Annotated in this window: 25 protein-coding genes and 1 pseudogene; 2 read left to right on the top strand and 24 right to left on the bottom strand. The window is 38.6% G+C overall.

The genetic code is table 11. The annotated features are described in order from the left end of the window. Window positions 1–317 precede the first annotated feature (317 nt). On the bottom strand, window positions 318–1,376 hold the full coding sequence (locus DQL14_RS03565; RefSeq protein WP_108169843.1) for a hypothetical protein: 1,059 nt from the start codon (window positions 1,374–1,376) through the stop codon (window positions 318–320). A gap of 1 nt (window position 1,377) precedes the next feature. Beyond that, window positions 1,378–4,257, bottom strand: a complete 2,880-nt coding sequence (locus DQL14_RS03560) for a DUF3519 domain-containing protein (RefSeq protein ID WP_108169842.1) — start codon at window positions 4,255–4,257, stop codon at window positions 1,378–1,380. Between DQL14_RS03560 and DQL14_RS03555 the strand changes: the two genes are divergently transcribed. After that, complete coding sequence (locus DQL14_RS03555; protein WP_108169841.1) at window positions 4,226–4,426, top strand: hypothetical protein; 201 nt, start codon at window positions 4,226–4,228, stop codon at window positions 4,424–4,426. The two genes, DQL14_RS03560 and DQL14_RS03555, sit on opposite strands and share 32 nt — an antisense overlap. Continuing rightward, a pseudogene (locus DQL14_RS08835) lies at window positions 4,423–4,660 on the top strand (hypothetical protein). Before DQL14_RS03555 ends, DQL14_RS08835 begins: the two are co-directional and overlap by 4 nt. A gap of 3 nt (window positions 4,661–4,663) precedes the next feature. Here the strand turns inward: DQL14_RS08835 and DQL14_RS03550 are convergent. The 22 genes from DQL14_RS03550 to DQL14_RS03445 form a co-directional block, all read right to left on the bottom strand. Next, window positions 4,664–5,434 (bottom strand): HP1117 family Sel1-like repeat protein, encoded by a 771-nt coding sequence (locus tag DQL14_RS03550; protein WP_000540106.1) that lies wholly within the window; start codon window positions 5,432–5,434, stop codon window positions 4,664–4,666. Between the two features lie 267 nt (window positions 5,435–5,701). After that, window positions 5,702–7,405 (bottom strand): gamma-glutamyltransferase, encoded by a 1,704-nt coding sequence (gene ggt, locus DQL14_RS03545; RefSeq protein WP_108169840.1) that lies wholly within the window; start codon window positions 7,403–7,405, stop codon window positions 5,702–5,704. 200 nt (window positions 7,406–7,605) lie between these two features. Continuing rightward, window positions 7,606–9,426 carry a flagellar hook-associated protein FlgK gene (gene flgK / locus DQL14_RS03540; protein ID WP_108169839.1) on the bottom strand — a complete coding sequence of 607 codons (1,821 nt, stop codon included), beginning with the start codon at window positions 9,424–9,426 and terminating at the stop codon, window positions 7,606–7,608. A 1-nt stretch (window position 9,427) separates the two neighbouring features. Next, window positions 9,428–9,862 carry a hypothetical protein gene (locus DQL14_RS03535; RefSeq protein WP_108169838.1) on the bottom strand — a complete coding sequence of 145 codons (435 nt, stop codon included), beginning with the start codon at window positions 9,860–9,862 and terminating at the stop codon, window positions 9,428–9,430. A 125-nt stretch (window positions 9,863–9,987) separates the two neighbouring features. Beyond that, window positions 9,988–10,947, bottom strand: a complete 960-nt coding sequence (gene dcm / locus DQL14_RS03530; RefSeq protein ID WP_162296856.1) for a DNA cytosine methyltransferase — start codon at window positions 10,945–10,947, stop codon at window positions 9,988–9,990. Between the two features lie 132 nt (window positions 10,948–11,079). Then, on the bottom strand, window positions 11,080–11,283 hold the full coding sequence (locus tag DQL14_RS03525) for a flagellar biosynthesis anti-sigma factor FlgM (protein WP_001901022.1): 204 nt from the start codon (window positions 11,281–11,283) through the stop codon (window positions 11,080–11,082). Between the two features lie 63 nt (window positions 11,284–11,346). Beyond that, window positions 11,347–11,553: a hypothetical protein gene (locus DQL14_RS03520; protein ID WP_001088955.1), complete on the bottom strand. Its 207-nt coding sequence runs from the start codon at window positions 11,551–11,553 to the stop codon at window positions 11,347–11,349. 31 nt (window positions 11,554–11,584) lie between these two features. Further along, window positions 11,585–12,142 (bottom strand): FKBP-type peptidyl-prolyl cis-trans isomerase, encoded by a 558-nt coding sequence (locus DQL14_RS03515; RefSeq protein ID WP_108169837.1) that lies wholly within the window; start codon window positions 12,140–12,142, stop codon window positions 11,585–11,587. Next, entirely contained in the window at window positions 12,129–13,124 is a 996-nt protein-coding gene (locus DQL14_RS03510) for a hypothetical protein (RefSeq protein WP_108169836.1), read from the bottom strand. The genes DQL14_RS03515 and DQL14_RS03510 overlap by 14 nt, the downstream gene beginning before the upstream one ends. 7 nt (window positions 13,125–13,131) lie before the next feature. Next, window positions 13,132–13,671 carry an outer membrane protein Omp18 gene (locus DQL14_RS03505; RefSeq protein ID WP_033765600.1) on the bottom strand — a complete coding sequence of 180 codons (540 nt, stop codon included), beginning with the start codon at window positions 13,669–13,671 and terminating at the stop codon, window positions 13,132–13,134. 66 nt (window positions 13,672–13,737) lie between these two features. Then, entirely contained in the window at window positions 13,738–14,991 is a 1,254-nt protein-coding gene (tolB, locus tag DQL14_RS03500; RefSeq protein WP_108169835.1) for a Tol-Pal system protein TolB, read from the bottom strand. Then, window positions 14,988–15,812 carry an energy transducer TonB gene (locus tag DQL14_RS03495; RefSeq protein ID WP_108169834.1) on the bottom strand — a complete coding sequence of 275 codons (825 nt, stop codon included), beginning with the start codon at window positions 15,810–15,812 and terminating at the stop codon, window positions 14,988–14,990. The genes tolB and DQL14_RS03495 overlap by 4 nt, the downstream gene beginning before the upstream one ends. A gap of 18 nt (window positions 15,813–15,830) precedes the next feature. After that, window positions 15,831–16,232: an ExbD/TolR family protein gene (locus tag DQL14_RS03490; protein WP_001105106.1), complete on the bottom strand. Its 402-nt coding sequence runs from the start codon at window positions 16,230–16,232 to the stop codon at window positions 15,831–15,833. 52 nt (window positions 16,233–16,284) lie between these two features. Further along, window positions 16,285–16,854 carry a MotA/TolQ/ExbB proton channel family protein gene (locus DQL14_RS03485; RefSeq protein WP_000887313.1) on the bottom strand — a complete coding sequence of 190 codons (570 nt, stop codon included), beginning with the start codon at window positions 16,852–16,854 and terminating at the stop codon, window positions 16,285–16,287. Window positions 16,855–16,864: 10 nt separating this feature from the next. Beyond that, on the bottom strand, window positions 16,865–17,236 hold the full coding sequence (gene atpC / locus DQL14_RS03480) for an ATP synthase F1 subunit epsilon (RefSeq protein ID WP_162296855.1): 372 nt from the start codon (window positions 17,234–17,236) through the stop codon (window positions 16,865–16,867). A gap of 10 nt (window positions 17,237–17,246) precedes the next feature. After that, window positions 17,247–18,647 carry a F0F1 ATP synthase subunit beta gene (gene atpD / locus DQL14_RS03475; protein WP_001861912.1) on the bottom strand — a complete coding sequence of 467 codons (1,401 nt, stop codon included), beginning with the start codon at window positions 18,645–18,647 and terminating at the stop codon, window positions 17,247–17,249. A gap of 32 nt (window positions 18,648–18,679) precedes the next feature. Next, window positions 18,680–19,585, bottom strand: a complete 906-nt coding sequence (atpG, locus tag DQL14_RS03470) for an ATP synthase F1 subunit gamma (protein ID WP_000002173.1) — start codon at window positions 19,583–19,585, stop codon at window positions 18,680–18,682. 14 nt (window positions 19,586–19,599) lie between these two features. Further along, on the bottom strand, window positions 19,600–21,111 hold the full coding sequence (gene atpA, locus DQL14_RS03465; RefSeq protein WP_000080506.1) for a F0F1 ATP synthase subunit alpha: 1,512 nt from the start codon (window positions 21,109–21,111) through the stop codon (window positions 19,600–19,602). Window positions 21,112–21,133: 22 nt separating this feature from the next. Then, on the bottom strand, window positions 21,134–21,676 hold the full coding sequence (locus DQL14_RS03460) for a F0F1 ATP synthase subunit delta (protein ID WP_108169832.1): 543 nt from the start codon (window positions 21,674–21,676) through the stop codon (window positions 21,134–21,136). Continuing rightward, window positions 21,677–22,192: a F0F1 ATP synthase subunit B gene (locus DQL14_RS03455; RefSeq protein ID WP_078247803.1), complete on the bottom strand. Its 516-nt coding sequence runs from the start codon at window positions 22,190–22,192 to the stop codon at window positions 21,677–21,679. It lies immediately after the preceding gene. Between the two features lie 3 nt (window positions 22,193–22,195). Further along, a complete protein-coding gene (locus DQL14_RS03450; RefSeq protein WP_001027624.1) occupies window positions 22,196–22,630 on the bottom strand; it encodes a FoF1 ATP synthase subunit B' in 435 nt (144 codons plus the stop codon). Between the two features lie 110 nt (window positions 22,631–22,740). Next, a complete protein-coding gene (locus DQL14_RS03445; RefSeq protein ID WP_108169831.1) occupies window positions 22,741–23,613 on the bottom strand; it encodes a ParB/RepB/Spo0J family partition protein in 873 nt (290 codons plus the stop codon). Between the last annotated feature and the right edge of the window lies 1 nt (window position 23,614).

The following is a 23,614-nucleotide window of genomic DNA, read 5'->3' as shown; positions in this document are numbered from 1 at the left end:
ATCTAAAATGCTAAAAACATTTTTTACAATCCATAGCAAAGAGCTTGGCGTTAGTCAAAAAGTTTTAGCCATTCATGTTTGATGAGAACCGATTCAAGATTTAAACGGATTTTGGGCTTATTTTTCTCACACCCATACGCTCAATGAGAGTTAATGTTACAACCCTTTTAAATCCCTCTTTGTTGAAAGGATTTTTAAAATATTTTAAACCATGTTTTAATTTGTTCTGTGGTTGGTTTCCTAAATCATTGCATCTTTGAAGCGTTACCCTAAATTCCGCGCAAAATAAATCTTCATCAATCTCACAACCTAAAATTTTACTCTCCTTTCTTATCTTTCTCTAGCGTGTAATCGCTCAAATCCTTGATCTTTTGCTCCCATCCGCCTTGGATATAGATCGCATTATGAATATAATACACGCCCGCAAACAAGCCGCTAAATTTCGGCTTCAAGGTTTCTAAAAGTTCGTTAAATGCGGTTTTTTTCGCTTCGTTAATTTCGCTTGTAGCTTGTTGCTTTTCTTGCGTGATGTTGTTTAAAACTTCTTGCTTATTGGTGTTAATTTGCGTTGTAGCGCTAACTTTGGCTTCGTTAATGTTAGTTATCGCTTGCGTTTTATTATCGCTTATTTCGTTGTTAGCGTTCGTTTTAGCTTGTGTGATTGCTTCAAGGCTTTGGGTTTTGTTGGTGTTGATTTCATTGTTAGCGGTGGTTCTCGCTTCGTTAATGTTAGTTATCGCTTGCGTTTTATTCTCGCTTATTTCATTGTTAGCGGTTGTTTTAGCTTGCGTTATCGCTTCAAGGCTTGCGGTCTTGTTCGTGCTTATTTCATTGTTAGCGTTCGTTTTAGCTTGCGTTATCGCTTCAAGGCTTGCGGTTTTGTTGGTGTTAATTTGATTTGTAGCGCTTTCTCTGGCTTGGTTTAAAAAGATTTGATAGCTCGTTAAAAGCCTTGTTGTGGTTTCTATCAATTGATTTTCTAGCTTTTTAATCTCGCTTTTGATGTTCTCGGCGTTAGCGTTTAAAGTAGCGCTTACTTCTTGCTCGTTAGAGCGCATGCTCGTATTGAAATCGCTAAAAAAGCCCTCGTATTCTTTCATTTTGTTTTTTAAGCTCTCGCCGGCGTTACTCAGCCATTCAATGGAATTTCTTAAACTGCTATCAATTTCATTCGCATTTTTGAAAAAATCCAAACTCAAAAGCACTTCTAAAATCCTAACGATTCCTTTAAGGCTCAGTTCCACTTGCTCGCTGAATTGATGATTACCTTTTAAAGCGTTTTGTAATTGCTTTAATAATTCGTTAGTGATTTCTTTCACTTCGGGCTGTTCGGTGATTTCTAGCGCGCTGTTAGGCAAATTAGGGTAATTGATCATTTTATTCCTTATTTAATTTTTTTGTGGTAGGATTAGGTTCGGTGAGTTTAGGGGTTCCCAAACCTACCCCTTGTAATTGAGCCATAAGGAGACTCGGTGGCTCACTCTCGCTATTATGAATTTCATAACTGCTTATCACCCACTTATTAGGTAGCTTTTCGCTATACCAATCGTCATTAATTCCTACTCTTATATTTTTATATTCAATAGCTATTCTGCCGTTATTATCAACCTTAACGCCTTTATCAATAACTTCTGGTATCGTTTTAGCTATATTTAAGGCGTATTCTTTAGCTTGTTGTTCGTTTAGTCCTTTGTTTTTGGCTTGCTTCTCTCGGCGTTTTAAGATGTGTTCTAGCTCGTAATCTTTATTACCCCAAACTAAATCAATATCCCCTAAACCTTCCTTATAAAACGCTCCCGCTACAAAACCTTTTTTAGTTTCTAATAGCTTGTTAATCGCTCCTAAGCCATCGCCCTTAAACTCGCTATAATTGTGTCCCCATTCGCTAGGAGTGTCAAGTTTTTGTTTTTTACTCCCTTTCTCGCTCTCTTTTTGCATATCCTTTATAGCTTCTATCAAGCGCTTTAAAACGGGATTATTTTCATTTGGCTCTCTATCCACCATTAAAAGGTAATGCGTGAAGTCGTAAATATCAATATCCTTAAACTCTTTACTATCAGGGTTAAACATGTCTTTTGTAACATCTGCAATCTTGAATTCTTTCAAGCCTTTTTTAATGTTATCGCTCTTTAACGCTTCAAATAACGCTTTAGAAGGATCATCAAATCGTGCAAATCGCGCGATAGCTCCTCCTAAAATCTCGCTAATGTCGCTCGTGTTTTGTTCGCTCTTTTCAAACATCTCTAAAGAACTCGTTTTATAGAATTTTTCGCTCAAATCTTTCAAGCTTTCGCTCGTAGTTTGGTAATTCTTTAAATTGGCAAAACTGCGATCCATAATGTCGCTTAAATAAGCGTTTAAACTCACTTTAGGGAAATTCATATCGTGGATTAAATTGTGAAAACTGCCGGCGTTATCTACAAACATTTTTTTTACTTTTTCATAGCTTTTAATGTCGTTAGAAAATTCTTTTTGCCAACGATTAAGCAACTCTATCCCTTGCGTTTTGGTTCGTGGCATGTTAAACATTAAAAGCGCTAAGTTACTATCAGTTACATTAGGATGAGTCGCCTTATCAAAATTCAAATTTTTAGCCACAATGTTTTTTAAAGAATAAATGCTATCAGCGTCTAATTTTTGGTCTAATTCTTTCAATTTCGCTTCGTAGTGGCTTAAAACCGCTATCGCATGATCGCTTTCGCTATTAAAGCGTCCTTGATTGCTTGAAGCCGCTAAATTGTTGATCTCGGTGTTGTTTAGGCGGTTGTGTGGCACTCTCACTAATAACTCGTCCGGTTTTAAGTCTATGTGATAGTATTCCTTGATCGCTTTCTCGTAAGCAAAACGGCTTTTAGGCGTGAAATTCAGCATGCCTTGGATTCTGTGGTTTCCTGCGATCACTTGCCCGTCGTGCAAAATGATCGGTAAATCTTCAAAACCTCCGCTCCCAAATATCTTTTTAGGATCAAAATTTTCAGCAATGCTTTTAATCTGCTCTTCGTTCATGTCGGTGCGTTTTTGCGTCCCGCCTGTGGTAAAGCTTGGTTTCAAGTCTTTAGCTTTAACGATCGCATAATCTAGATCGTAAATCTCTCGTTCGTTCAATCTCACTCGGCTTTTGGGTAATTGCGCTTGGGTTTGTGTGGGTATATCTTCTCCTACTTCTATTTTAGTCTGGCTTTCAATGTTGCCCGCATTGCCGCGCTCGTGTTCTAATTTCTTTTTTAACGCTTCCTTACGCTTGCTCTCTTGCTCTTTAGCTTTTAAAAACTCTTGTTCGCTTTCTAGCTTCTCGCTTTCTAACTTCGCTAACTTTTCAGCGTTGGCTTGTTCAAGTGGGCTTAAATTTGTAGCTTCTTTGGTGGTTTCGTTGTCTAATTCTGTATTTTTTAATAAATCCTCTTGATCGGTTAGCGGTTTTGGTGTAGTATTCTCTGTAGCACCACTATGGGAACTCAACCCATGGCGCACCTTTGCGTTAGCATTGAGTGAGGTGCTTGAAAATTCTTTATAAACTTCATTATTTTTATAATCTCCTTTACTCTTGAACATCGTTTTTAAAGCTAATTCATTTTTCTTATTGATCGCTTGCTCCACGACTACCGCATAGCCGTTAACTTGTTTAAACGCCGTTATAGCTTCTTTATCGTATTTGTCTAAAGTCCTAAGAATTGCATCAGCGTTATTAACGATATATCTATAATTCGCTATATCTTCGTTCGTAACAGGGATCTCTCCATTTCTAACATTAACAGAATTAACGCCATGCCTTTTGAGTATGTGAGCGATAGCATCATGATCTAAACTCGCTCTTATGTTTTCAGGGTGTTTAAAGTTAGCGTCTTTTAAAAGTTCTACTTCTTTGTTAGAGGCTTTTTCTATAATCATTTTCTTGTTGTTTTTGTGTAGAAATTCAACTATTTCAGGGTTTAGGTTATTCACTCCAAAAGTGATAGCGTCTCTCCCGCTTGTAGGGATTTCTGCGTTATTCAATAGCTCTTTGATTTGTTCGTTAGTGAGTTTTTGATTAGAAAAATCGCGCGCTTTTTCTTTGATTTCTTCGCTGGCTTGTTTGATGCCGTTGTTAAGCTCTTCAATGATTTTAAGCGTGTTGTTAGTGAATTTAGAATTATTAGCGCTTAGCTCTAAATTCTTACTAAAATCGCTTATGCTGTGGCTTCTTTCAAGCGCTCTTTTAATGTGATACTTTAACGCCGCTCCTGCGGTGGCTTCATTTAGGGCTTTAGGTAATTTCACGCCTAAAATGCGATCGGGCGCGTTGCGGTATAGCGTTCCTAGCGTGAATTTAGTCCATTGGTATTTTAACGCTCCGCTTAGAGTAGTCGCTAAACCTTGGCTTAAATTTTTCGTTGTGGCGGGCTTTAGGCTTAAAGCGATCTTAGCGTCGTTTTTAAAAAGCTTATGAAAACCGCTCGCTATTGTTTGGAGTTGTTAAATTTAGGGGGTTTGTTAAGGCAGGGGGAGTATTTAGGCAAGGCAAACAGCAAAATTATAGCAAACAATATTTTGACTAAAGTTTTTAGTATAAAGCTATTTAGCCATGAAAAATGCAATATCTTTTTATCGCTTCAAATCAATTGTTCAAAAAACATGCCACCTAGCATAAAACAAAAAATCCTTGAATCAAGTCCAAGTTTGAGAATTATCGGCTTGAAGTGTTCTTTTTCTTACAATTTTTATCAATGTCAAAATCGCATGCTTTTTGCATGTATTCTTCAGCCTTTTTCTTATCTTTTTCCACGCCTAACCCATACTGATAAGACTCTGCTAACCCTTCATAAGCTCTAGAAGAGCTCATATCAGCCGCCATTTTATAATAGACAATCGCCTTATCTTTGTCTGGCTCAATACCCAATTGATCATTCCCACTATAATAAATATCCCCTAAAAGGATATAAGCTTCTACATTACCCTTATGCATCGCTTTTCTAAAACACTCTGTCGCTTTCACATAGTTGCTTGGAACGCCCCTACCCTCCATATACATGATGCCTAAGTTGATATAAGCGTTAGTATAGCCTTTCTCTGTAGCTATTCTAAAATACTCCACGGCTTTCTTTTCATCTTTAGGAACGCCCCTACCCTCTTTATACATCACGCCTAAATTGTTATACCCTCTAGGTATATCGTTATCAACCGCTTTTTGAAAATATTCAGCCGCTTTCTTGTAATCTTTAGGCACACCCCTACCATTTTCATACATGATTCCTAAAAGAACATAAGCAAGCGGCTCGCCATTTTTAATCGCGCTCTTATAAAAAGAAGCCGCCCGCTCATATTCCTTATTATTATAGGCTTCCTCCCCTTTATAAATAAAATTCCTTTTTTGTTCAAGGTGTTCTGCACCAAGAGCGCTAAATAAACATAAACTTGCCAAACAAATCTTCAAGGCTAATTTGCTTGCGTATCCCATTGTTACTCCTCTGCCTTAATAAGATCAAACATAATGCCAATGGCTACCAATCTTAAAAAAGAAACTGTATGCGTTCTAAAACCAACAAACATTCTCAAACTCCATTCTGCATACACCATTTTAGATCTAATATCGTCTCTTGTAATGAGAAATTTTACACTATTTTTATGAATTTTAAAACTAAATTTAAGATTTTCTCGCTAAAAAGCCCTCCCCCTCCCAAAAAATAAGGCTAAATAGGATTAAAAACCCGTATATGACAAATAATTAAAATTCTTTCCTTGGATCCGTTGATCCATAGAAAACGCTCCCCTTAGTTTTAGGTAAAACTTGGATCGCATTCACATCGCCCATGACCGGCTTAGTAACGATTTGATAGCCCATTTTAGTGAGGTTGTCTTTCACATCAGCGGGCATGCCAAACTTTTCAATCCTTAATTCATCAGGAAGCCATTGCATGTGAAATCTTGGGGCTGAGACCGCTTCAGAAATATTCATATTATAATCAATGACATTGGAAATCACTTGCAACACCGTCGTGATAATCCTAGACCCTCCAGGGCTTCCCACCACCAAAAAAACCTTATTGTTTTTCAACACAATCGTAGGCGACATGGAGCTTAAAGGGCGCTTATTGGCTTCAATCGCGTTCGCATCGCCCCCTACTAAACCATAGAGATTAGGATTCCCAGGCTTTATGGAAAAATCATCCATTTCATTGTTCAATAAAAATCCTGCCCCATCAATACTAGCAGCGCTTCCATAAGAAGCGTTAATGGTGTAAGTAACGCTGACTGCATTCCCCCACCTGTCCGCTACAGAATAATGCGTGGTGTTGCTCCCCTCATGCAACTGCCCCATTCCTGGTTTGATTTGAGAGCTTGGCGTAACCGTATCTGGCTGGATAGTGTCAAAAATCTTTTTGGCATACGCTTTATTAATCAATTTATCCACCGGCACCGAAACAAAATCAGCGTCTCCCATATAAACCGATCTGTCCGCATAAGCTTGACGCATCGCTTCGGCAGCGATATGGATATTCTTAGAAGCCCCATACCCAAGGGTGCTTAAATCCGCATTCTCCATGACATTTAAAATCTGGATCAAATGCGTGCCTCCTGAACTTGGTGGCGACATAGAAATGATCTTATACCCACGATAACTCCCTACCACGGGTTTGCGCCATTTCACATTGTAACTGGCTAAATCTTCTTTAGTGATAATCCCTCCATTTTTTTTCATGTCTTTCTCGATAAGCTCAGCGACTTGCCCTTGATAAAAGCCTTTAGCGCCTAGCGTTTTGATTTGATTCAAAGTCTTGGCTAAATCTTTTTGGACAAACAAATCCCCTTCTTGATAATCAAGGTGTCCTTTTTTAAAAAAATACTTTTTGCTAGAAGTGTATTTTAAAAACCGCTCCCTTGCTTCTTTTAGGGTTTCTGCTTGTCTTTGTGAAATCACATAACCATTTTCAGCCAATTTAATGGCAGGATCAATGAGTTGCGATAGTTTTTTAGTGCCGTATTTTTTCAACATCGCTTCCATGCCCGCCACCGTTCCAGGAACTCCAGCCGCCAAATAGCCATCTTCACTGAGTTTAGGGACTACATTGCCTTGCTTGTCTAAAAACATGTTTTTAGTGGCTTTCAAGGGGGCTTTTTCTCTAAAATCTAAGGCAACATTTTCACCATTAGCCAAATGGATAACCGCAAAACCTCCACCACCAATATTGCCTGCTGCAGGATGGACAACCGCTAGAGCAAAACCTATCGCTACAGCCGCATCAATCGCATTGCCCCCATCTTCTAAAACCTTTTGCCCAATTTCAGTGGCTAGCGGGTGGCTAGAAAGAGCTAAGCCTACTTTAGTGTTTTTAATGGGAGGGTAACTCGCCGCGCTCAAAGGGCTTAACAAACCCAAAGAGAGCGCTATCACGCCCAAACCAATCGTCTTTAAAAAACTCCGTCTCATCTGTTTTCCTTTCAATCAACAATAATCGTTATTATAACACAAGCTTTACAAAACACCCTCTCGCTTATAGCTTACATGATGCTATTAATTGTTTGAGCGCTGGCTATAAAAAAGGCTCAAAAATGAGTTTTAAAATAAATAGAGTTTAAAAAATAAGTTTAATTAAGGCTTGTTTGATAAAAACGCTATGGGTAGAAAACTTATTGTTTAATCCCCAATAAAGTGTCTATCATCCGATCAATAGCGGTAATGACCTTAGCGTTAGCGGCATAACCGCTTTGAAACTTGATCAAATTCAGCATTTCTTCATCCACGCTCACTTGCGAAATAGAGAGTTGCTCTTTTTTAATGGTCTCTAACATGCTCTTTTTGGTGTCCAAAATACGCCCTGATTTTTCAGCGTCCGTGTTGATTTTACCGGTTAAAAATTGATAAAACTCGCTGATTTTCATTGGTTTAATGTCAAACTTGTCGTTATAAAAATCCACGCTGTCGTATTGCAATTGCTGCATCATGTTCGCCACATCAAAATTCCCGTTAATGGGGGCAAGCCATGGGCGGATAGTGGTAGGCTCTTTTTTGTATTCTTTATTCAAGCTGATGTTAGAAGCGTCATCGCCTTGAAAAAAAGGGTTGAGTTTTAACGCTCCCATAAAATTCGTGCCATCATCTTTCATAGAGACAAACAACCCTTGCGAAGCGTTTTTAGGCTGGATAACAAATTTTTTAGTCTCATTGTTAAAGCTCGCTGTGAAATAATCATCAAAGTCGTTTTCGGTGTTGTTGTCTTGATTGTCATCGGTGTTAGCGTTAATGGCTTGGATAATGTCGTTCATGGTTGTAATGGGCGTGATAGCAATGGTTTTTCTGGCGATTTCTTTACCATCGGTGTTGTAAGCGATTAAATCAAACGAGCCGTTTTTGATATTATAATTAGTGTCTTTAAAGGCTTCATCGCTATTAAATTCTACAGGCTCGCCTTCAATATGATGACTCGCACTTTGAGCGTAAATCGCATTAGTGGATTCTATCAAGCCCCTAGCAAAAGAATCCAACAAATCAATATAATCTTGTAATTTGCCCTTTGAAGTCCCGTTAGAGCCGTCATTATACACATTCAATAACGCCCCCACTTTTCCCTGATTGAGCTTGTCGGTAATATTAGTAACCTTAAAATCATCGCTTTGAAAATAAACCTGGTTCAAACCCCCTTTATTTTCAGACTCTTTAACCACTAAAGGATGGAAAATAGAGCCATCAATGATGTTGAATCCATGCCCGATATTAAGGTTATAGCTCTCATCAAAATCCGCTGAGTCTTTATCCGTGAGCGAATGGGTTTTAATGCTGCTTTTAAAAACATTCCCCCCTAAAAGCTCTCGCAAATGGAATTCCAACTCATCTCGCTTATCCCTTAACTCATTCGCATGCTTTAAACTCTTGTTGTTTTCCACTTCTTTAATGCGTTTATTGATTTGAGCGATTTGAGAACCCAAGCTATTGACTTCTTTAATCACGCTTTTTAATTCTTCACTCGCCTTGTGCTGTAAGGTCGTTAATCTTTCTCTGGTGTCTTTAATGTTGTGCGTTAAAGCTTCTGTTTTTTGAGCGAGAGCCTGTTTTTGAGCGGAGTCTTTGGCGTTTTTAGACAATTCTTTCCATGAATTAAAATAATCTTGCAAATCCGTAAAAAGGCTCGCTTCATCAATGTCCGGAAAATACGCACTCGCTTCTTTTAAATGCGAAAACTCTGTATCGTAATAAGTGTTTTCGTAATTAGCCTTCGTGTAACGAGAAAAAACAAACTCATCATGCACCCTTTCAATGGCTTCTACATCCACGCCCATATTCACATTTTTAGTGCCATACATGTAAGCCGCTTGAGGCTTTGCAATCACGCGCTGACGGCTATAAAATTCATCGCTAGCGTTAGAAATATTATTCCCGGTAACATCCACCATGCTCTGATGGGCTTGTAGGCCGGTGTAAGAAGTGTTGAGTGAAGATAAGATTCCGCCCATTTTACGCCTGCACTCTTAAAAAATGGCTCCCCACATGCCTAGAGCCTTTATAGTCGCAAGTGTCATGGGGGATGATTTGTTGGATGAGCGAAGAATAAAACTCAGAAACCGCAAACGCCATGCGCGAATAAATCAAGTTTTTTTCTTTCAAAACAAACAAGGACTCTCGCATTTGGTTTAAAAAATCGCTCGTTTTTTCGTCTAGCAATTCACTCATTTCTTTATTAGGGAATTGATTTTTTAAAGACAACATTTGCGCATCTATATTCGCTTTTTCTTTCTCAAAAGCTTGAATCGCTAGCTGTTTTTGATGGTTTCTTTCAAAAATTTCGGTGTGTTTAGCGAGCTTGATGTCTCTTATATCGCGCTCGGTTAAATCAATCAATTCTTCCAATTGGTTGAGCGCGTTTTCTAAATGAGAATGTAAAACGACCATAACAAATCCTTTAGCTCTTGTTTCAGCCGTATTCAAGCAAATACTATGCCATTTTATTTATTGTAAAACCCAATTTCTTAAGGGAATAGGGGGTATTTTGAAATCATTCTCCCCTTAAAGCTCCCTTATTGAATCGCCTTTAACATTTGTTTAGCGATTGCAGCAATCACATTCACGCTCATCGCATTCCCCGCTTGGGATAACAAATGGCTTTCTTTAAAATTAGGATTATTTTTAATCTTAGCAATCAAATCCCTAGGAAATCCTTGTAAAAGCAGGCTTTCAGTTGCATTTAATCTTTTGATTTTACCTTTTTGGGTATAAAACAAACCATGCCGAGAAGTCCTTAAAGTAGGAAAAACATTAAAATACAACCTTAAATCAGATTGTCTTGTGTCTAAAACGGCGTTTTCTAAAGTTAAGATATTTTCTAAAGAAACCCGGTTATGGTTGTATCGGTTATGCAAGTATCTTTGAAATGCAGCGTTACTCACATCCAAATAACATTCATTATCAGCGTCTAAAAAATCCTTAAAACAATAATCATTGGCTAAACCTAAAGGGAAATGAAATGGGTGTTTTAAATCCTTCCTAAACCCTACGATATAAAGGCGTTCTCTCTTTTGGGCTAATTGGAAATCAGCGCTGTTTAAAATTTGATAATAAGTTGTATAGCCCGCTTCTTGCAAGGCTTTGATAATGGTTTTAAAAGTTTCTTGCTGCTTATGGTTGATTAAGCCCTTAACGTTTTCAAGTAAGAAACATTCAGGCTGTTTGACTTTTAAAATGCGAATAAGCCCATAAATAATCGTCCCTCTTTCATCTTCAAGCCCCTTCCTTTTGCCATTGATAGAAAAAGCCTGACAAGGAAACCCACTAATGAGCGCATCAAAATCGGGTAAATCATTAGGATTGATTCGCATCAAATCCCCAAAATTATGGGTGTCTTTAAAAAATAATTCATAAGTTCTAAGGGCTTCATGATTGATTTCGGCATGCCCTACGCATTTTAAATGGCATTGCTCCAAGCCCAAACGGCCTCCACCAATACCAGAGCAAAAATCCATAAAAGTTAAAATCCCCAATCAATCATTCCTGACACACAAAAAAACATGCCCCATTTAAGAGAACAAAAAACTCATTTTAAAACACAGAGAAACTAAAATTTAATGAAAAGCAAAATCACAGCAAGAACAAACCCCCTAGAAATGAAGTCCCTAGCTTATCCCTAATAAATCCTGTGCCATTTTGTGAGAAGTCTCATGCAAGTTGATTTTATACTGGTTATTTTCAATCGCTTTCTTGATTTCAGCTACCCTATCAAGAGCGGCCTCGCTATTTTCAACTTTTTCATTCTTTTCCACACGCTTGTAATTCCCCAAAGATTGCACCGGAGCAAGAGAAGAAATGGCATTGATCATTGTAAAATCCTTTAATTTAATATTCAATTCATTACAGCAAGTATCGGCAAAAAAGAAAAAAAGTTAATGGATTTTTGAAATCTGTTTTTGCAATTCCTTACCAAATTTCTTGGTGGTGGTGATGGGTTTTTTTCCGGTTTCTGCCACAGAGCCAAACGATTGCGATTGCAAACTTTTAAACATAAAAAACATTAAAAAAATTAAAATATAACAAAATAAAAAAAAGCAAATGGTAGGGAATAGCCAATTTTTGAGATTAGAACTATTCATGATCTTGCCTTTTAAAGACTCCTATACCTTACTACCCATGCGAACATGAGCAACCACAACCCCCACCTTTCTTTCCGCCATGACCCCCATGACCGCCACAGCAACCTGTCCCACCGCCATGGTGTGAAGCTAAAATTTCTTCTTCGCTCACTTCCCTAAAACCTAAAACCTTGAAACAAAACGCTAAAGTTTTCCCGGCTAACGGGTGGTTATAATCCACCATCACATGCGTGTTGCTAAAGTCTTTGATAATGGCTTGAATGGTTTGATTGTCTTCAGTTTGCCCAAAAACGCTCATGCCTTTTTCTAATTCAATGCCTTCAAATTGATCTCTAGGGACTTCTTGCAAATAGCTGCTTTCATAAACCCCATAAGCTTCTTCTGGGGCGATGACAACCTCTTCCCACTCGCCAATTTGAGCCTTTAATACCGCCTTTTCTAACCCTGCTATGATTTGATTAGCGCCTATAATAAACTCTAAAGGCTCTTTAGAAATATTGCTGTCTAGCACTTCGCTAGAGCCTTGTTCTCTCACTTCATATTCAATCAAAGCGGCTTGTTTGATTGACTCTAAATCATGGTTTTGCATGATAGTGTTTCTCCTTGTTTTCTAAGATTTTTTGTGCCATTTTAGCTTGTTCGCTTGAAGGATACAAGTGCTGCAAAGTGTTTAAAAATTTATAATAGTTTTGATCGTCTTTGATTTTTTTAAACGACCATGCCGTATGCCACAAAAGCGCAGGCATGTAAGACGCTTTTTTATTTAAAAGAGCGCTCTCTTTGTAATACTTGATCGCTTCTCTATATTTCTTTTCTCCATAAGCCACTTCTCCAAGAACATAACGCACATAATAAAGTCTGTAACTATTGGCTTCTAACCACAACAAACGCTCTTTGGCTTCTGCATAGGATTTGTTTCTAAAAAAAGACAGGGCTTCTTGAAAGATCTCTTTTTGCTTGGACAAATCTTTATCAAACTCCACTTTCGCCTTTTCTTGGGTTTTTTTCTCTTGATTTTTTGGGGCTTCGGCTTTTAAAGGGGGGTTTTTATTGGCCGGAACGCTTGGTTTGAGCGGCTTTTCAGCTTTTTCCTCTTGTTCTTTGAGGGCTTTTTGGATTAAGGCGATTTGTGAAACCAAATCCTGGCTTAACTTGGTCAATAATTCACTCATCTCTTTATTTTGCTTGTCTAGCTGTTGGATGGCCTGTTGGTTAGCGTGAATCTCATTCCTTAAATCCTCTAAAGTTTGCGATTGCTGCTTTAATGTGTTAGCTTGCACTTCTTGCAAGGCTTTTAAGGCTCGCAAGGATTCTTCTTGGGAAAGGATAGCGTTATTGAGATCTTTAATCTTATTAGCCTGCCCCTCATAAACGCTTCTCAAACCCTCTTGAGCTTGAGTGTTAGCCTCTACTTGCGAATGGATTTTGGTCAAAATATTGGAAAAATTCTTACTATTGACTTGCAACTGCTTGAGTTCTTTTTTGGTGGCTCCGCTTTGTAAATCAAACGCTGAAGGCTCCCCATTGAGAAAAAAGGGAGCGATAAAAGGGATAAAAAAAAACCTTTTCATCCTAGAATTACTTCACTAATTTGACATCCACTCTTCTGTTTTCTTTGTAACATTCTCTAGTTTTTTGGGCGCATTTGGGTTTGGTTTCACCAAAACTGATGGTTTTGATCATATCTTTTTCTACCCCTTTAATGACTAAAGCGTTTTTCACGCTCAAAGTCCTTTTAACGCCAAGCGCTTGGTTGTATTCGCTAGAGCCAAATTCATCGGTATTGCCTTCCAAAAGCACTTGCATGTGGTTTTCTTTAGCTTTTTGCACGATCTCATCTAAAGTCTCTTGATCGGATTCTTTGATCTCATACTTGTCAAAATCAAAATAAATAGAAGCGATGATAGTCCCGCTTTCAATAGCCGGCTTTTCTTCAACCACTGGAGCTGGCTCTTGTTTAGGCTCTTCTTTCTCTGGAGCTGGTTCTGTAGTAACAGGTGCAGTCTGAACCGTTTTAGCGCTCACATCGCCAGCCACAGTCTTATTATCCATTTTATGACTACAGCCAGCTACCAATAAAAAAGCTACCAAGAAACTAAATGCAGAAGATCTCTTCATTATAAATTCTCCAAGAATAAAATTTTAATAAGTGTAAATATTAACTCACATTCGCTTAATTTAACCTTACCAATCAAAGGCTTGTATTTTCACATTCTTTAAAGGGAATAAAAAACTCTGATTATAGTCTAGCAAAATAAGCCCCATGGCGTATTCTTGTGGTGTCTTTTTGATATACATGATATTTCTCCCATCCGTAGAAAAACGAGGCATCTGGTTAGAGCCATTCACGGTAAGTCTGCGGATATATTTGCTGTTTAGAGTGATCAGATTCAAATTAAACACCGTTTTGCCAAATTCATTAAGGTTTTCTCGGCTCACATACACAATACTATCTTTATAAGCGTCAATGGATTCATTGCTTCTTCCTTCATAAAGGAGTTGCTCCGCGCTTTCTTTTAACCCCAATTTCTTCATGTAGATGTTAGGATAACCGGATCTATCCGAAACAAAAGCCATAGACTTGTCATCTTCTAAAAACACTCCTGAGACATCTATCCCAGGATAGCGCGTTATTTTAGTTTTAGTTTTTTTATGCGTGTCATACAAATACACATCCGGTTGGCCATCAGGGGCTAAAGACATTAAAATTTTAGAGCCATCAGAACTCACGCTAGAGACCACAGCCATTCCTTGAGAACTAGCGATATTCTCATGAGTGGCTTTTTGAATGTTGTATTTTAAAATCATGGGCGTTCTTTCGCCATACTGCGTGTAATAAAACTCCGTTTGCTCAGCGTTCGCCCATTTGGGGAAAATATTGAGTCGGTTATTTTTGATGATTTCTTTTTGATAACGCATCGTATAATCCGCTAGTGCGATGTTTGTGATTCCTGGTCCAATGTATTTAGAAAAAACAATAAGGCGCTTCATCCAAGCGATAGAAGGGGCTTTTAAATAATCATTCACCACAATGGCCATGTTGTGCGCTGCAAAAGGGTATAGATCTAAACTTACAATGGGGTAGTCAAAAGTTTTAACAAGAGCGCTCGTATTGACATCATAAAGTTTTAATCGTGAAATTTTATTGCCATTTTCTACCGCCACGCTCACCAGCGCTACAAGTTGGAATTTTTTATCTTTAAGTTCTGCGTAATTGATAGCGCCTTGATCCTTGTTTTGAGAAACATCAAAATGCTGGCTAGTCTTTAAATCATTCGCCAAAACTTCATGCAATTTTAAAGCGTAATTGGCATCGTTATCTATAGAGTAGCGCACTTCAATCTTAGGAAGTTTTTGAATGGTTTTAATAATATCTAGCGTTTTATCTGTTGCAAAAAGCCCTATAGCGCATATTAAAAAAAGCCATAAATACCTCATTGTTCTTCCTTAGTGGTGAAATTAACTTGAATAGAAATCATGTTTCCTCCCGGGTATGGGGGGAAATCCACTTTCTTTAAATCATTTAAAAGGGTCATCACGCTCTTGTTATAATCCTTAAAATCGGAGTAGCTAAGAATGGTATAATCAAACTCTCCATCTTTAGTGATCATAATCAGCGCACTCACTGAAGCCTTGTGGTAAAAAACCCCTTTCCAACCTTTATATAAAATCTGATAGATTTGAGCGTACCACTCTTGGTAAGCCTTTTCATCAACCCCATCTTGTTTAGGAATTTGCAAATCTAAAGTTTTGTTTTTAACGCTTTCTAGTTTTTGCGCGAATTGATCCAAATTCTGTTGCAAACCTTTCAACATCTCTTGATTTTTTTGGTTTTGCTTTAAGCGTTGTTGTTCTTTTAAACGCCTTTGCTCTTCTTCTTGCTCATTTTTTTGCTCATCTTTTTGGGCGTTTGCGTCTGTCTTTTCTTGAAAATCATTGAGTGAAGAAAAAATATCTTCAAGGCTTTCTTCTTGTTCTTTAGGATCAATAAAATCGCCCTCCTTATCAGTTGCATTTTTTTCAACTGCTTTTTCATCTTTTTTTTCTTCTACTTTTTCAGCTACTTTTTCATCTTTTTTTTCATCGCTTGGCAAATCTTCTAAATTCAAATCAATGACTTGTTCGTTTTTTTTGTCCAAATCCAAAAGGATTTTCTCCGCTTCTTTATTGTGCCTTTCTAGCAACAAACCATACAACAACAAAACATAGAGCAAGAACGCTAAAAAGCCAGAAACAACAAAGATCGCGCTCTTACTCATGCAAATTAGCCCTACTTTTTAAGGACTTGTGATTAAAGAAACTTTTAAAAAACCCGCTTCTTTAATCGTTTTTAACAAATAAATCACTTTGTCATAAGTTAATCGTTTGTCCGCGCGGATACTAACCCTAGTATCTTTATCGTATTTCTTAGAAAGCAAGTTGAAAGTATCCGGGAAGGAGTTGTATTCATAGGTTTGACTATCTATATAGATTTTTGCGTCTTTATCCATGCGGATCTCTATCATTTTATCTTGAGTGGCTCTAGCAGTTTTTGAACCAGAAGGCAGAGCAATCTCTTCTTTATAAGTGAGAGTGGGCGTCGTTACCATAAGAATAGCCAACAAAACAAGCATCACATCCACTAAAGGCGTGATATTGAGTTCTGGTTTGTCCTCATCCCAATAGTTATCGTAATTCATAAAAACCTTCTAACTCCCTATTTAAGATATTTATAAAATCCCCTTAAAAGCTTTATTTTTTAGAAGACAAAATATCCACTTGCATCTGCACATAAACCGATAAATCATACACCTTGCGTTTTAAAATCAAGTAAAAAGAATAGGCTGGAATGGCCGCTAAAATACCTGCAGCGGTGGCGATAAGAGCCTTAGAAATAATGGGCGCGATCACCCCAAAAGAAGCCTGACCTAACGCGCCCAAATTGTTAAACGCTTCTAAAATTTCAACCACCGTTCCAAACAAACCAATAAAGGGGGCTGTAGAAGAGATGATGCTCAACACCACTAGACCCGTCGTGCTTTGCTTAAGAACTTGATGTTTCCAAGCCTGCAACAATTCATTAGAATACCTTTTGGTCTCATCATTTCTTTTTTTATTAAACATAAAATGCTCTGGAGCGTCTTGTGCCCCATTAAGAATGTTAGACAAAGATTGCATCTCGCGCTTGAGTTCAATCTTTAACACAATGCTTTTATACAAAAAGACCCATAAAGTCATCACCAAATAAAGCGAAATCCAAACTAAAACAAGCGTGGTAACAAACCCGCTCTTATTGAAAAAATAAACGATTGAATCTAACATGATTATCCCCTTAAAGAGACTCAATCTTAGCCAGCACGCTAGAGACCGCTAACCTGTCAGAGCTTGCGTCCTCTAAAAGCTTTTTAGCCTTAGAGATAGCATCATCTCTGTCATCTGATTCTCTTTTAATAAAGACCGCCCCATCGGCTAAAATATCCACATGCTCACCAGTCACTTCTGCATAGCCCCAATTGATCGCAATGTGTTCTTTTTGGTTTTCAGTTTCAATCTCAATCACTCCCGCTTGAAGCAAGGTGATCATGTTGCTATGCCCATAAAGCACCCCAAATTCCCCTTCAACTCCTGGCAACACAACGCTTTTAACCTCTCCTGTATAGACTTCCCCCTCAGGAACTACCACACTAATTTTCAACAAAGCCATCACAAAACCCTTAGGAATTTTTCATGTTTTTAGCTTTTTCTAAAACCTCTTGAATGCTGCCCACCATGTAAAATGCGTTCTCGGGAATATGATCGTATTTACCTTCTAAAATCCCTCCAAAGCCCTCTAAAGTCTCTTGGAGAGTCACATACTTACCGGGACTTCCCGTAAACACTTCAGCCACAAAAAACGGCTGGGATAAAAACTTCTCAATTTTTCTGGCCCTTTCAACCGTTTTTTTATCCTCTTCGCTCAATTCGTCTAAGCCCAAAATCGCAATAATGTCTTGCAAATCCTTGTATTTTTGCAAAACTTGCTGGATGCCGGTAGCGATTTCATAGTGCTTCTCACCGATCATTTGAGGGCTTAAAATCCTTGAAGTGGAATCCAAAGGATCCACCGCCGGATAAATCCCTTTTTCAGCGATCTTTCTATTCAACACCGTAGTCGCATCCAAATGCGCAAACACCGAAGCAGGAGCTGGGTCAGTCAAGTCATCGGCCGGCACATACACCGCTTGAACCGAAGTGATAGAGCCATTTTTAGTGGAAGCGATACGCTCTTGAAGTTTCCCCATTTCCCCGGCTAGCGTGGGCTGATACCCCACCGCTGAAGGGATACGGCCTAATAGCGCGCTCATTTCCGCACCGCTTTGAGCGTATCTAAAGATATTGTCAATAAACATCAACACATCTAAGCCCTTTTCATCACGAAAATACTCCGCCATCGTCAAGCCGGTGAATGCGATGCGGTTTCTCGCACCTGGTGGCTCATTCATTTGCCCATAGCACAGCGCGACTTTGTCTAAAACGCCCCCTTCTTTCATCTCAAAATACAGATCGTTCCCTTCTCTGGTGCGCTCCCCCACACCTGCAAACACCGAATACCCGTTATGTTTATAAGCCACATTATGGATAAGCTCCATAATGATCACCGTTTTGCCTACGCCAGCCCCACCAAATAAGCCTACTTTACCACCCTTAGAATAAGGTGCAAGCAAGTCAATGACTTTAATACCGGTTTCAAACATTTCTGTTTTAGTGCTTTGTTGCTCAAAACTAGGGGCTTTTCTGTGAATGGGCCAAGTTAAGGACGGCTTAAGAGGCTCTAAATTGTCAATGCTCTCGCCCACAACATTAAAAATGCGCCCTAACACTTCTTCGCCCACAGGCACTTCAATCATTTTGCCACGAGCTTTGACGGCTTGGTTACGCACTAAGCCTTCTGTCATATCCATAGCAATCGCTCGCACCCGATTACCGCCCAAATGGGCTGCCACCTCTAAAACTAAAGATTTTTGAACGCCATTAACTTCAAAATTAATGTCTAACGCTTCAAAAATCGCCGGTAGATAGGATTCAAATTCCACATCTACCACAGGACCTAAAACCTGAATGATTTTACCTTCCATCGCTTTCATCGCTCCTTATTTTAATGTAATTTTTATTTTAGGGCTTCTACGCCCGCATTGATTTCTACTAGCTCGGTCGTAATCGCCTCTTGTCTGGCTTTATTATAAGAAATGGTTAAAGTTTTAACCAAATCTTTAGCGTTATTCGTCGCTGTATCCATAGCCTGCATTCTAGCACTATGCTCTGCGGCTAAAGAATCAATCAAAGCGTAGTATAAACTATACTCCACATATTTTTCTGCTAAAGAGTCTAAAATTTCATCTTCACTCCCGCTTGGCTCGCTAGTAATGGTCTCTTGCGTCTCACTAGGCTGGGGGTTTTGGTGGATGATTTTATACCCAATAGGCAAAATTGTTTTGACTCTTATTTCTTGACTGATCATGTTTTTAAAGCCATTATGAATGATGATCACCTTATCGGTTTTCCCACTCAAATAATCCTCTACCACTTTTTTCATGAATTCCTGCGCGCGTTCATAATTAGGCATAGAACTCAAATTATTGATCTTGTCTAAAACCTCTATCCCGTTAAAGCTAAAATACTCATTACCCTTTTTACCAATACCGCGCAAACGCACTTTAATGTCTTTTTCTTTGTATTCATTCGTGCATGCTAAAACTTTTTTAATGGTATTGGTGTTAAAGCCCCCACAAAGCCCCTTATCGGCTGTGATAAAAATAATATCCACTTTTTTGATTTCAAGTCTTTCTAGTTCCCTAAAATACTTGCTTTGAATGTCTTCAATCCCTTGATTTTTCATCTTGGATAGCACATCATCAAACACAGCGTCTAGTTTTAGTGCATACGCTCTGGAATTTCTTGCAACTTCTTCAGCTTTTCTTAGCTTGGAAGTGGAAACGAGTTTCATCGCATGCGTGATTTTTTGCGTGTTTTTAACGCTTCCAATTTTCTTTCTAATGTCTCTTAAATTCGCCATATTCTAGCCGTCTCCTACTCGCTATAAGTGAGCTTAAATTCCTCTAAGACTTTTCTTAGCATGGCTTCTAAATCCTTATCTAGCGCTTTTTTAGTGTGGATTTCTTCTAAAACTTGGGGGTATTTTGCTTCCAAGAAAGGGTGCAGTTGCTCTTCAAAATCCACGACTTTTTTCACGCTCACGCTATCTAAAAAGCCCTTAGCCCCAGCATAAATAATGACCACTTGCTTTTCAATAGGCAAGGGCGAATAAGGGGCTTGTTTCAGCACTTCTACCATGCGTTGCCCCCTTTCTAATTGCTTTTTACTCGCTTCATCTAAATCAGAAGCGAATTGCGTGAAAGCTTGCAACTCTCTGTATTGCGCTAGATCCAAGCGTAAAGTCCCTGAAACCTGCTTGGTCGCTTTGATTTGAGCGGCCCCTCCAACCCTTGAAACCGACAAGCCCACATTAATAGCCGGGCGGATCCCTGAATAAAACAAATCCGTTTCTAAGAAAATTTGCCCGTCTGTAATAGAAATGATATTCGTAGGGATATAAGCTGAAACATCGCCCGCTTGAGTTTCCACAATAGGGAGCGCGGTCAAAGAGCCGGCACCCTTTTCATCGCAAAGTTTAGCCGCTCTTTCTAAAAGCCGTGAGTGGATATAAAACACATCTCCAGGAAAAGCCTCCCTACCTGGGGGTCTTCTCAAAATCAAAGAAATTTCTCTGTAAGCGACAGCATGCTTACTCAAATCATCATAAATGATTAGGGCATGGCGGGCATGATCTCTAAAGTATTCCCCCATAGCCACACCTGAATAAGGGGCTAAATATTGCATCGCAGCTGAATCTGAAGCCGAAGCGTTGATCACGACGCTGTATTCCATCGCCCCGTATTCTTCTAATTTGCGGACCACTTGCGCGACAGTGGATTCTTTTTGCCCAATAGCCACATAGATACAGATCACATTTTGCCCTTTTTGGTTAATGATCGCATCGATCGCTACGGTGGTTTTACCGGTTTGTTTATCACCAATAATCAATTCCCTTTGCCCGCGTCCAATAGGCACCAACGCATCAATGGCTTTAATGCCAGTTTGCAAAGGCTCATGCACAGATTTTCTGTCCATAATGCCTGGGGCTTTTTGCTCGATGAGACTGAACTCATTCGTTTCTATCTCACCCTTGCCATCAATAGGCTCACCCAAAGCGTTTAGCACACGCCCTACAACCGCATCGCCAACAGGAACTTTCATCAAACTCTTCGTGCGTTTAACGCTAGTCCCCTCTTTAATATTGTTGCCAAAACCAAACACAATCACGCCAACGCTATCTTCTTCTAAGTTAGCCGCAACGCCTTTATCCCCTGTTTCAAACTCCAGCACTTCATACGACATCACACCATTTAAGCCATAAACCTTAGCCACACCATCAGCGTATGAAACGACTTTTCCTACTTCAGCCATATCGCAATCAAGTTCAAAATTCTTGATTTTTTCTTCAATAACCGAGCTGATTTCTTCCAATTTTAGTTGGGACATTATCTTTATCTCCTTAGATTGATTAAATAGATTGAATAACCTGTTTTTCTATTTTCTTTAAAATATCTTCTTTAGAAAAGCCTATTTCTAAATCCAGGCTTGAAACGCTCAAAGAAATCCCTTTTTTAGACCAAGTGTCTTGAGTGATTTCTACAGGAGCGTTAAAACGCGCTTGCAATTTTTGTCGCACTTCTTCTAGTTCATTATCTTCAAGCTTTTGTGGGACTAAAAGTGTGGCTTCTAAAGTCTTTTTAGAATCAAAAGACAGCTCTTCAGTGATCAATTCCAACACATCAAGCCTGTTATTTTTTAACACCACTTCCATTACAGGCTTTAAAACTGAACATGCTTTTATAGAAGTTATTTTTTCTAAGATTTCAAATACAATCTCTTTTTTAACTTTTAAAGAAACATGAGCTAACACCTGGTTGAGTCTGTGCAATTTTATGGCTTCTGTTACATTTTTAAGCCCCACGACAATTTCTTCTAATAACGCTAAATCGCCTTTAGTGTGGTTTTTCAACGCCTTAGTATAATGCTTAGAGATTACTTTTAAATCTTGCATTTAAAGCCTTTGTTTCAAAATATTCACGCAATCTTGCACATTGAAAGACACTTTTTTACTCTCTCTTAGATCTTTAAAAACGCTTTCAACCAACTCTCTTTTGATCTTTTTAACTTCTAAATCCATCAACGCCTTAGAATTTTTGATCAAATTTTCCACATCTATTTTGGTTTGCAATTCGTATTTTTGCGTGATCGTATAGGCTTCTTTATTCGCATCAGAAATAATCAATTCCGCTTTTTCTTTGGCTTGCTCTAATTCTTTTAAGAGTTTTTTCTTATTTTCTTTACTCACTTTGAGTTGGGCTTGAATCTCTTCTAAGCGTTTGGAGATTTCAAGGCTTTTGGAGCGTAAAAATGAACGCAGTTTTTTAGCCAGAAAATACCACAAAATCCCCGCAAATAAAAGAAAATTTAAAGAACGCTCTATAATATCTGTTTGTGAAATATCCAATCCAGTAGCACACAAAGGGCTTAAAAGGATCAAAAACCCTAACACCATTTTAACTAAAAACATCTATCAACTCCCTAAACCCATAGCCACACGCTTGTTTAACTCGTCTTCAAATACCGGCATTTGCGCTTGCAACTGCTCTTTTAGCACTTGCTTTTCATTTTGTAATTGCTTCGCAAACGCTTCAAACTCTTGATTGAGTTCGTTCTCTTTTTGCTTGATCACAGCGTCATAGGACTCTGTAGCTTTTTGAATCGCTTCTGCTATCATTTCCCTACGCTTTTCAGCCGCTTCTTTAAGAAGAGTCTCAATTTGATGGCCAATCTCCACGCTTTGGGTGTTATCCGTTTTGATTTTAGCCAAGCTGTCCTTTATCTCTGCCTGTCTGTTATCCATAAAAGCCAACAAAGGCCTATACACCCAAACATTCATCGCCCACAACAATAACACAAACACCACAAAAACGACCGCCATTAAATAGGGGTTAACCGATATATTCATAACCTATTTCTTTCCTAAAATCCTACAAAATATTTGAAACTCGCATTTGTTATAAAAACATTAACTCTATCTTAACAAAAAATCGCTTAAAATTTGAGAACATTCAAGCGTTAAGACATCATTTTTTTCATAAAAGCCTCTAAAAGAGAATTTTCATAATATCGTAAAATGATTTTATTCCCTTTCAAAGCCGCTTTAAGCTTGTAATGATCCCACAAACTTTGATTCAAGCGTTCTAATTCATCTTCAGCGATGAGCGTTTGGGTTTGCTTGAAACCATGTTTTTTATTTTCAAAATTTGCATTTATTTTAAAATCACGCGCTAAATCTTCTGTCTGGCGCACGCTGAGTTTCTGCCCTATAATGGAATTTAAGATCAATTCTTGTTTTTCTCCATCTAAACCCACCAAAACTTTTGCATGCCCTGAAGTGATTTTTTCTTCTAAAAGAGCGTTTTGAACCTTAGAAGAGAGCGTCAATAAACGCATGATATTAGCCACATGGGCTCTGGATTTTTTAACGATTTTAGACAGCTCTTCTTGGGTCATTTGATAGCTTTCAAGCAATTCTTTATAAGATCTAGCCAACTCTAAAGGGTTTAAATCTTCTCGCTGGATATTTTCAATCAAAGCGACTTCACGCATTTTTTCTTGCTCAATATCCACAACAATCGCCTTAATCGTGGGCATTTTAGCCAATTTGCTCGCTCTTAAGCGCCTTTCACCAGCGATCAAATGGTAACGCCCGTTCTCACTCACCACTAAAACCGGTTGCAACAAACCATGTTCTTTAATGGATTGCGCTAATTCTTCTAAAGAATCTTCGCTAAAAACCTTTCTGGGCTGGTAAGGATTAGGCATCACCTCATCAATACCAAGCTCCACAACCCGATTCGCTCTTTCATACAGCCCCTGCTCATACACTTCATTGATTTCAGGGAAAATATCCGCTAAACCCCTACCCAACACTTTATTTTTTGCCATC

The sequence above is a fragment of the Helicobacter pylori NCTC 11637 = CCUG 17874 = ATCC 43504 = JCM 12093 genome, from assembly GCF_900478295.1.
Classification (GTDB): Bacteria; Campylobacterota; Campylobacteria; order Campylobacterales; family Helicobacteraceae; genus Helicobacter; species Helicobacter pylori.
This window is presented reverse-complemented; position numbering and strand designations above follow the sequence as displayed.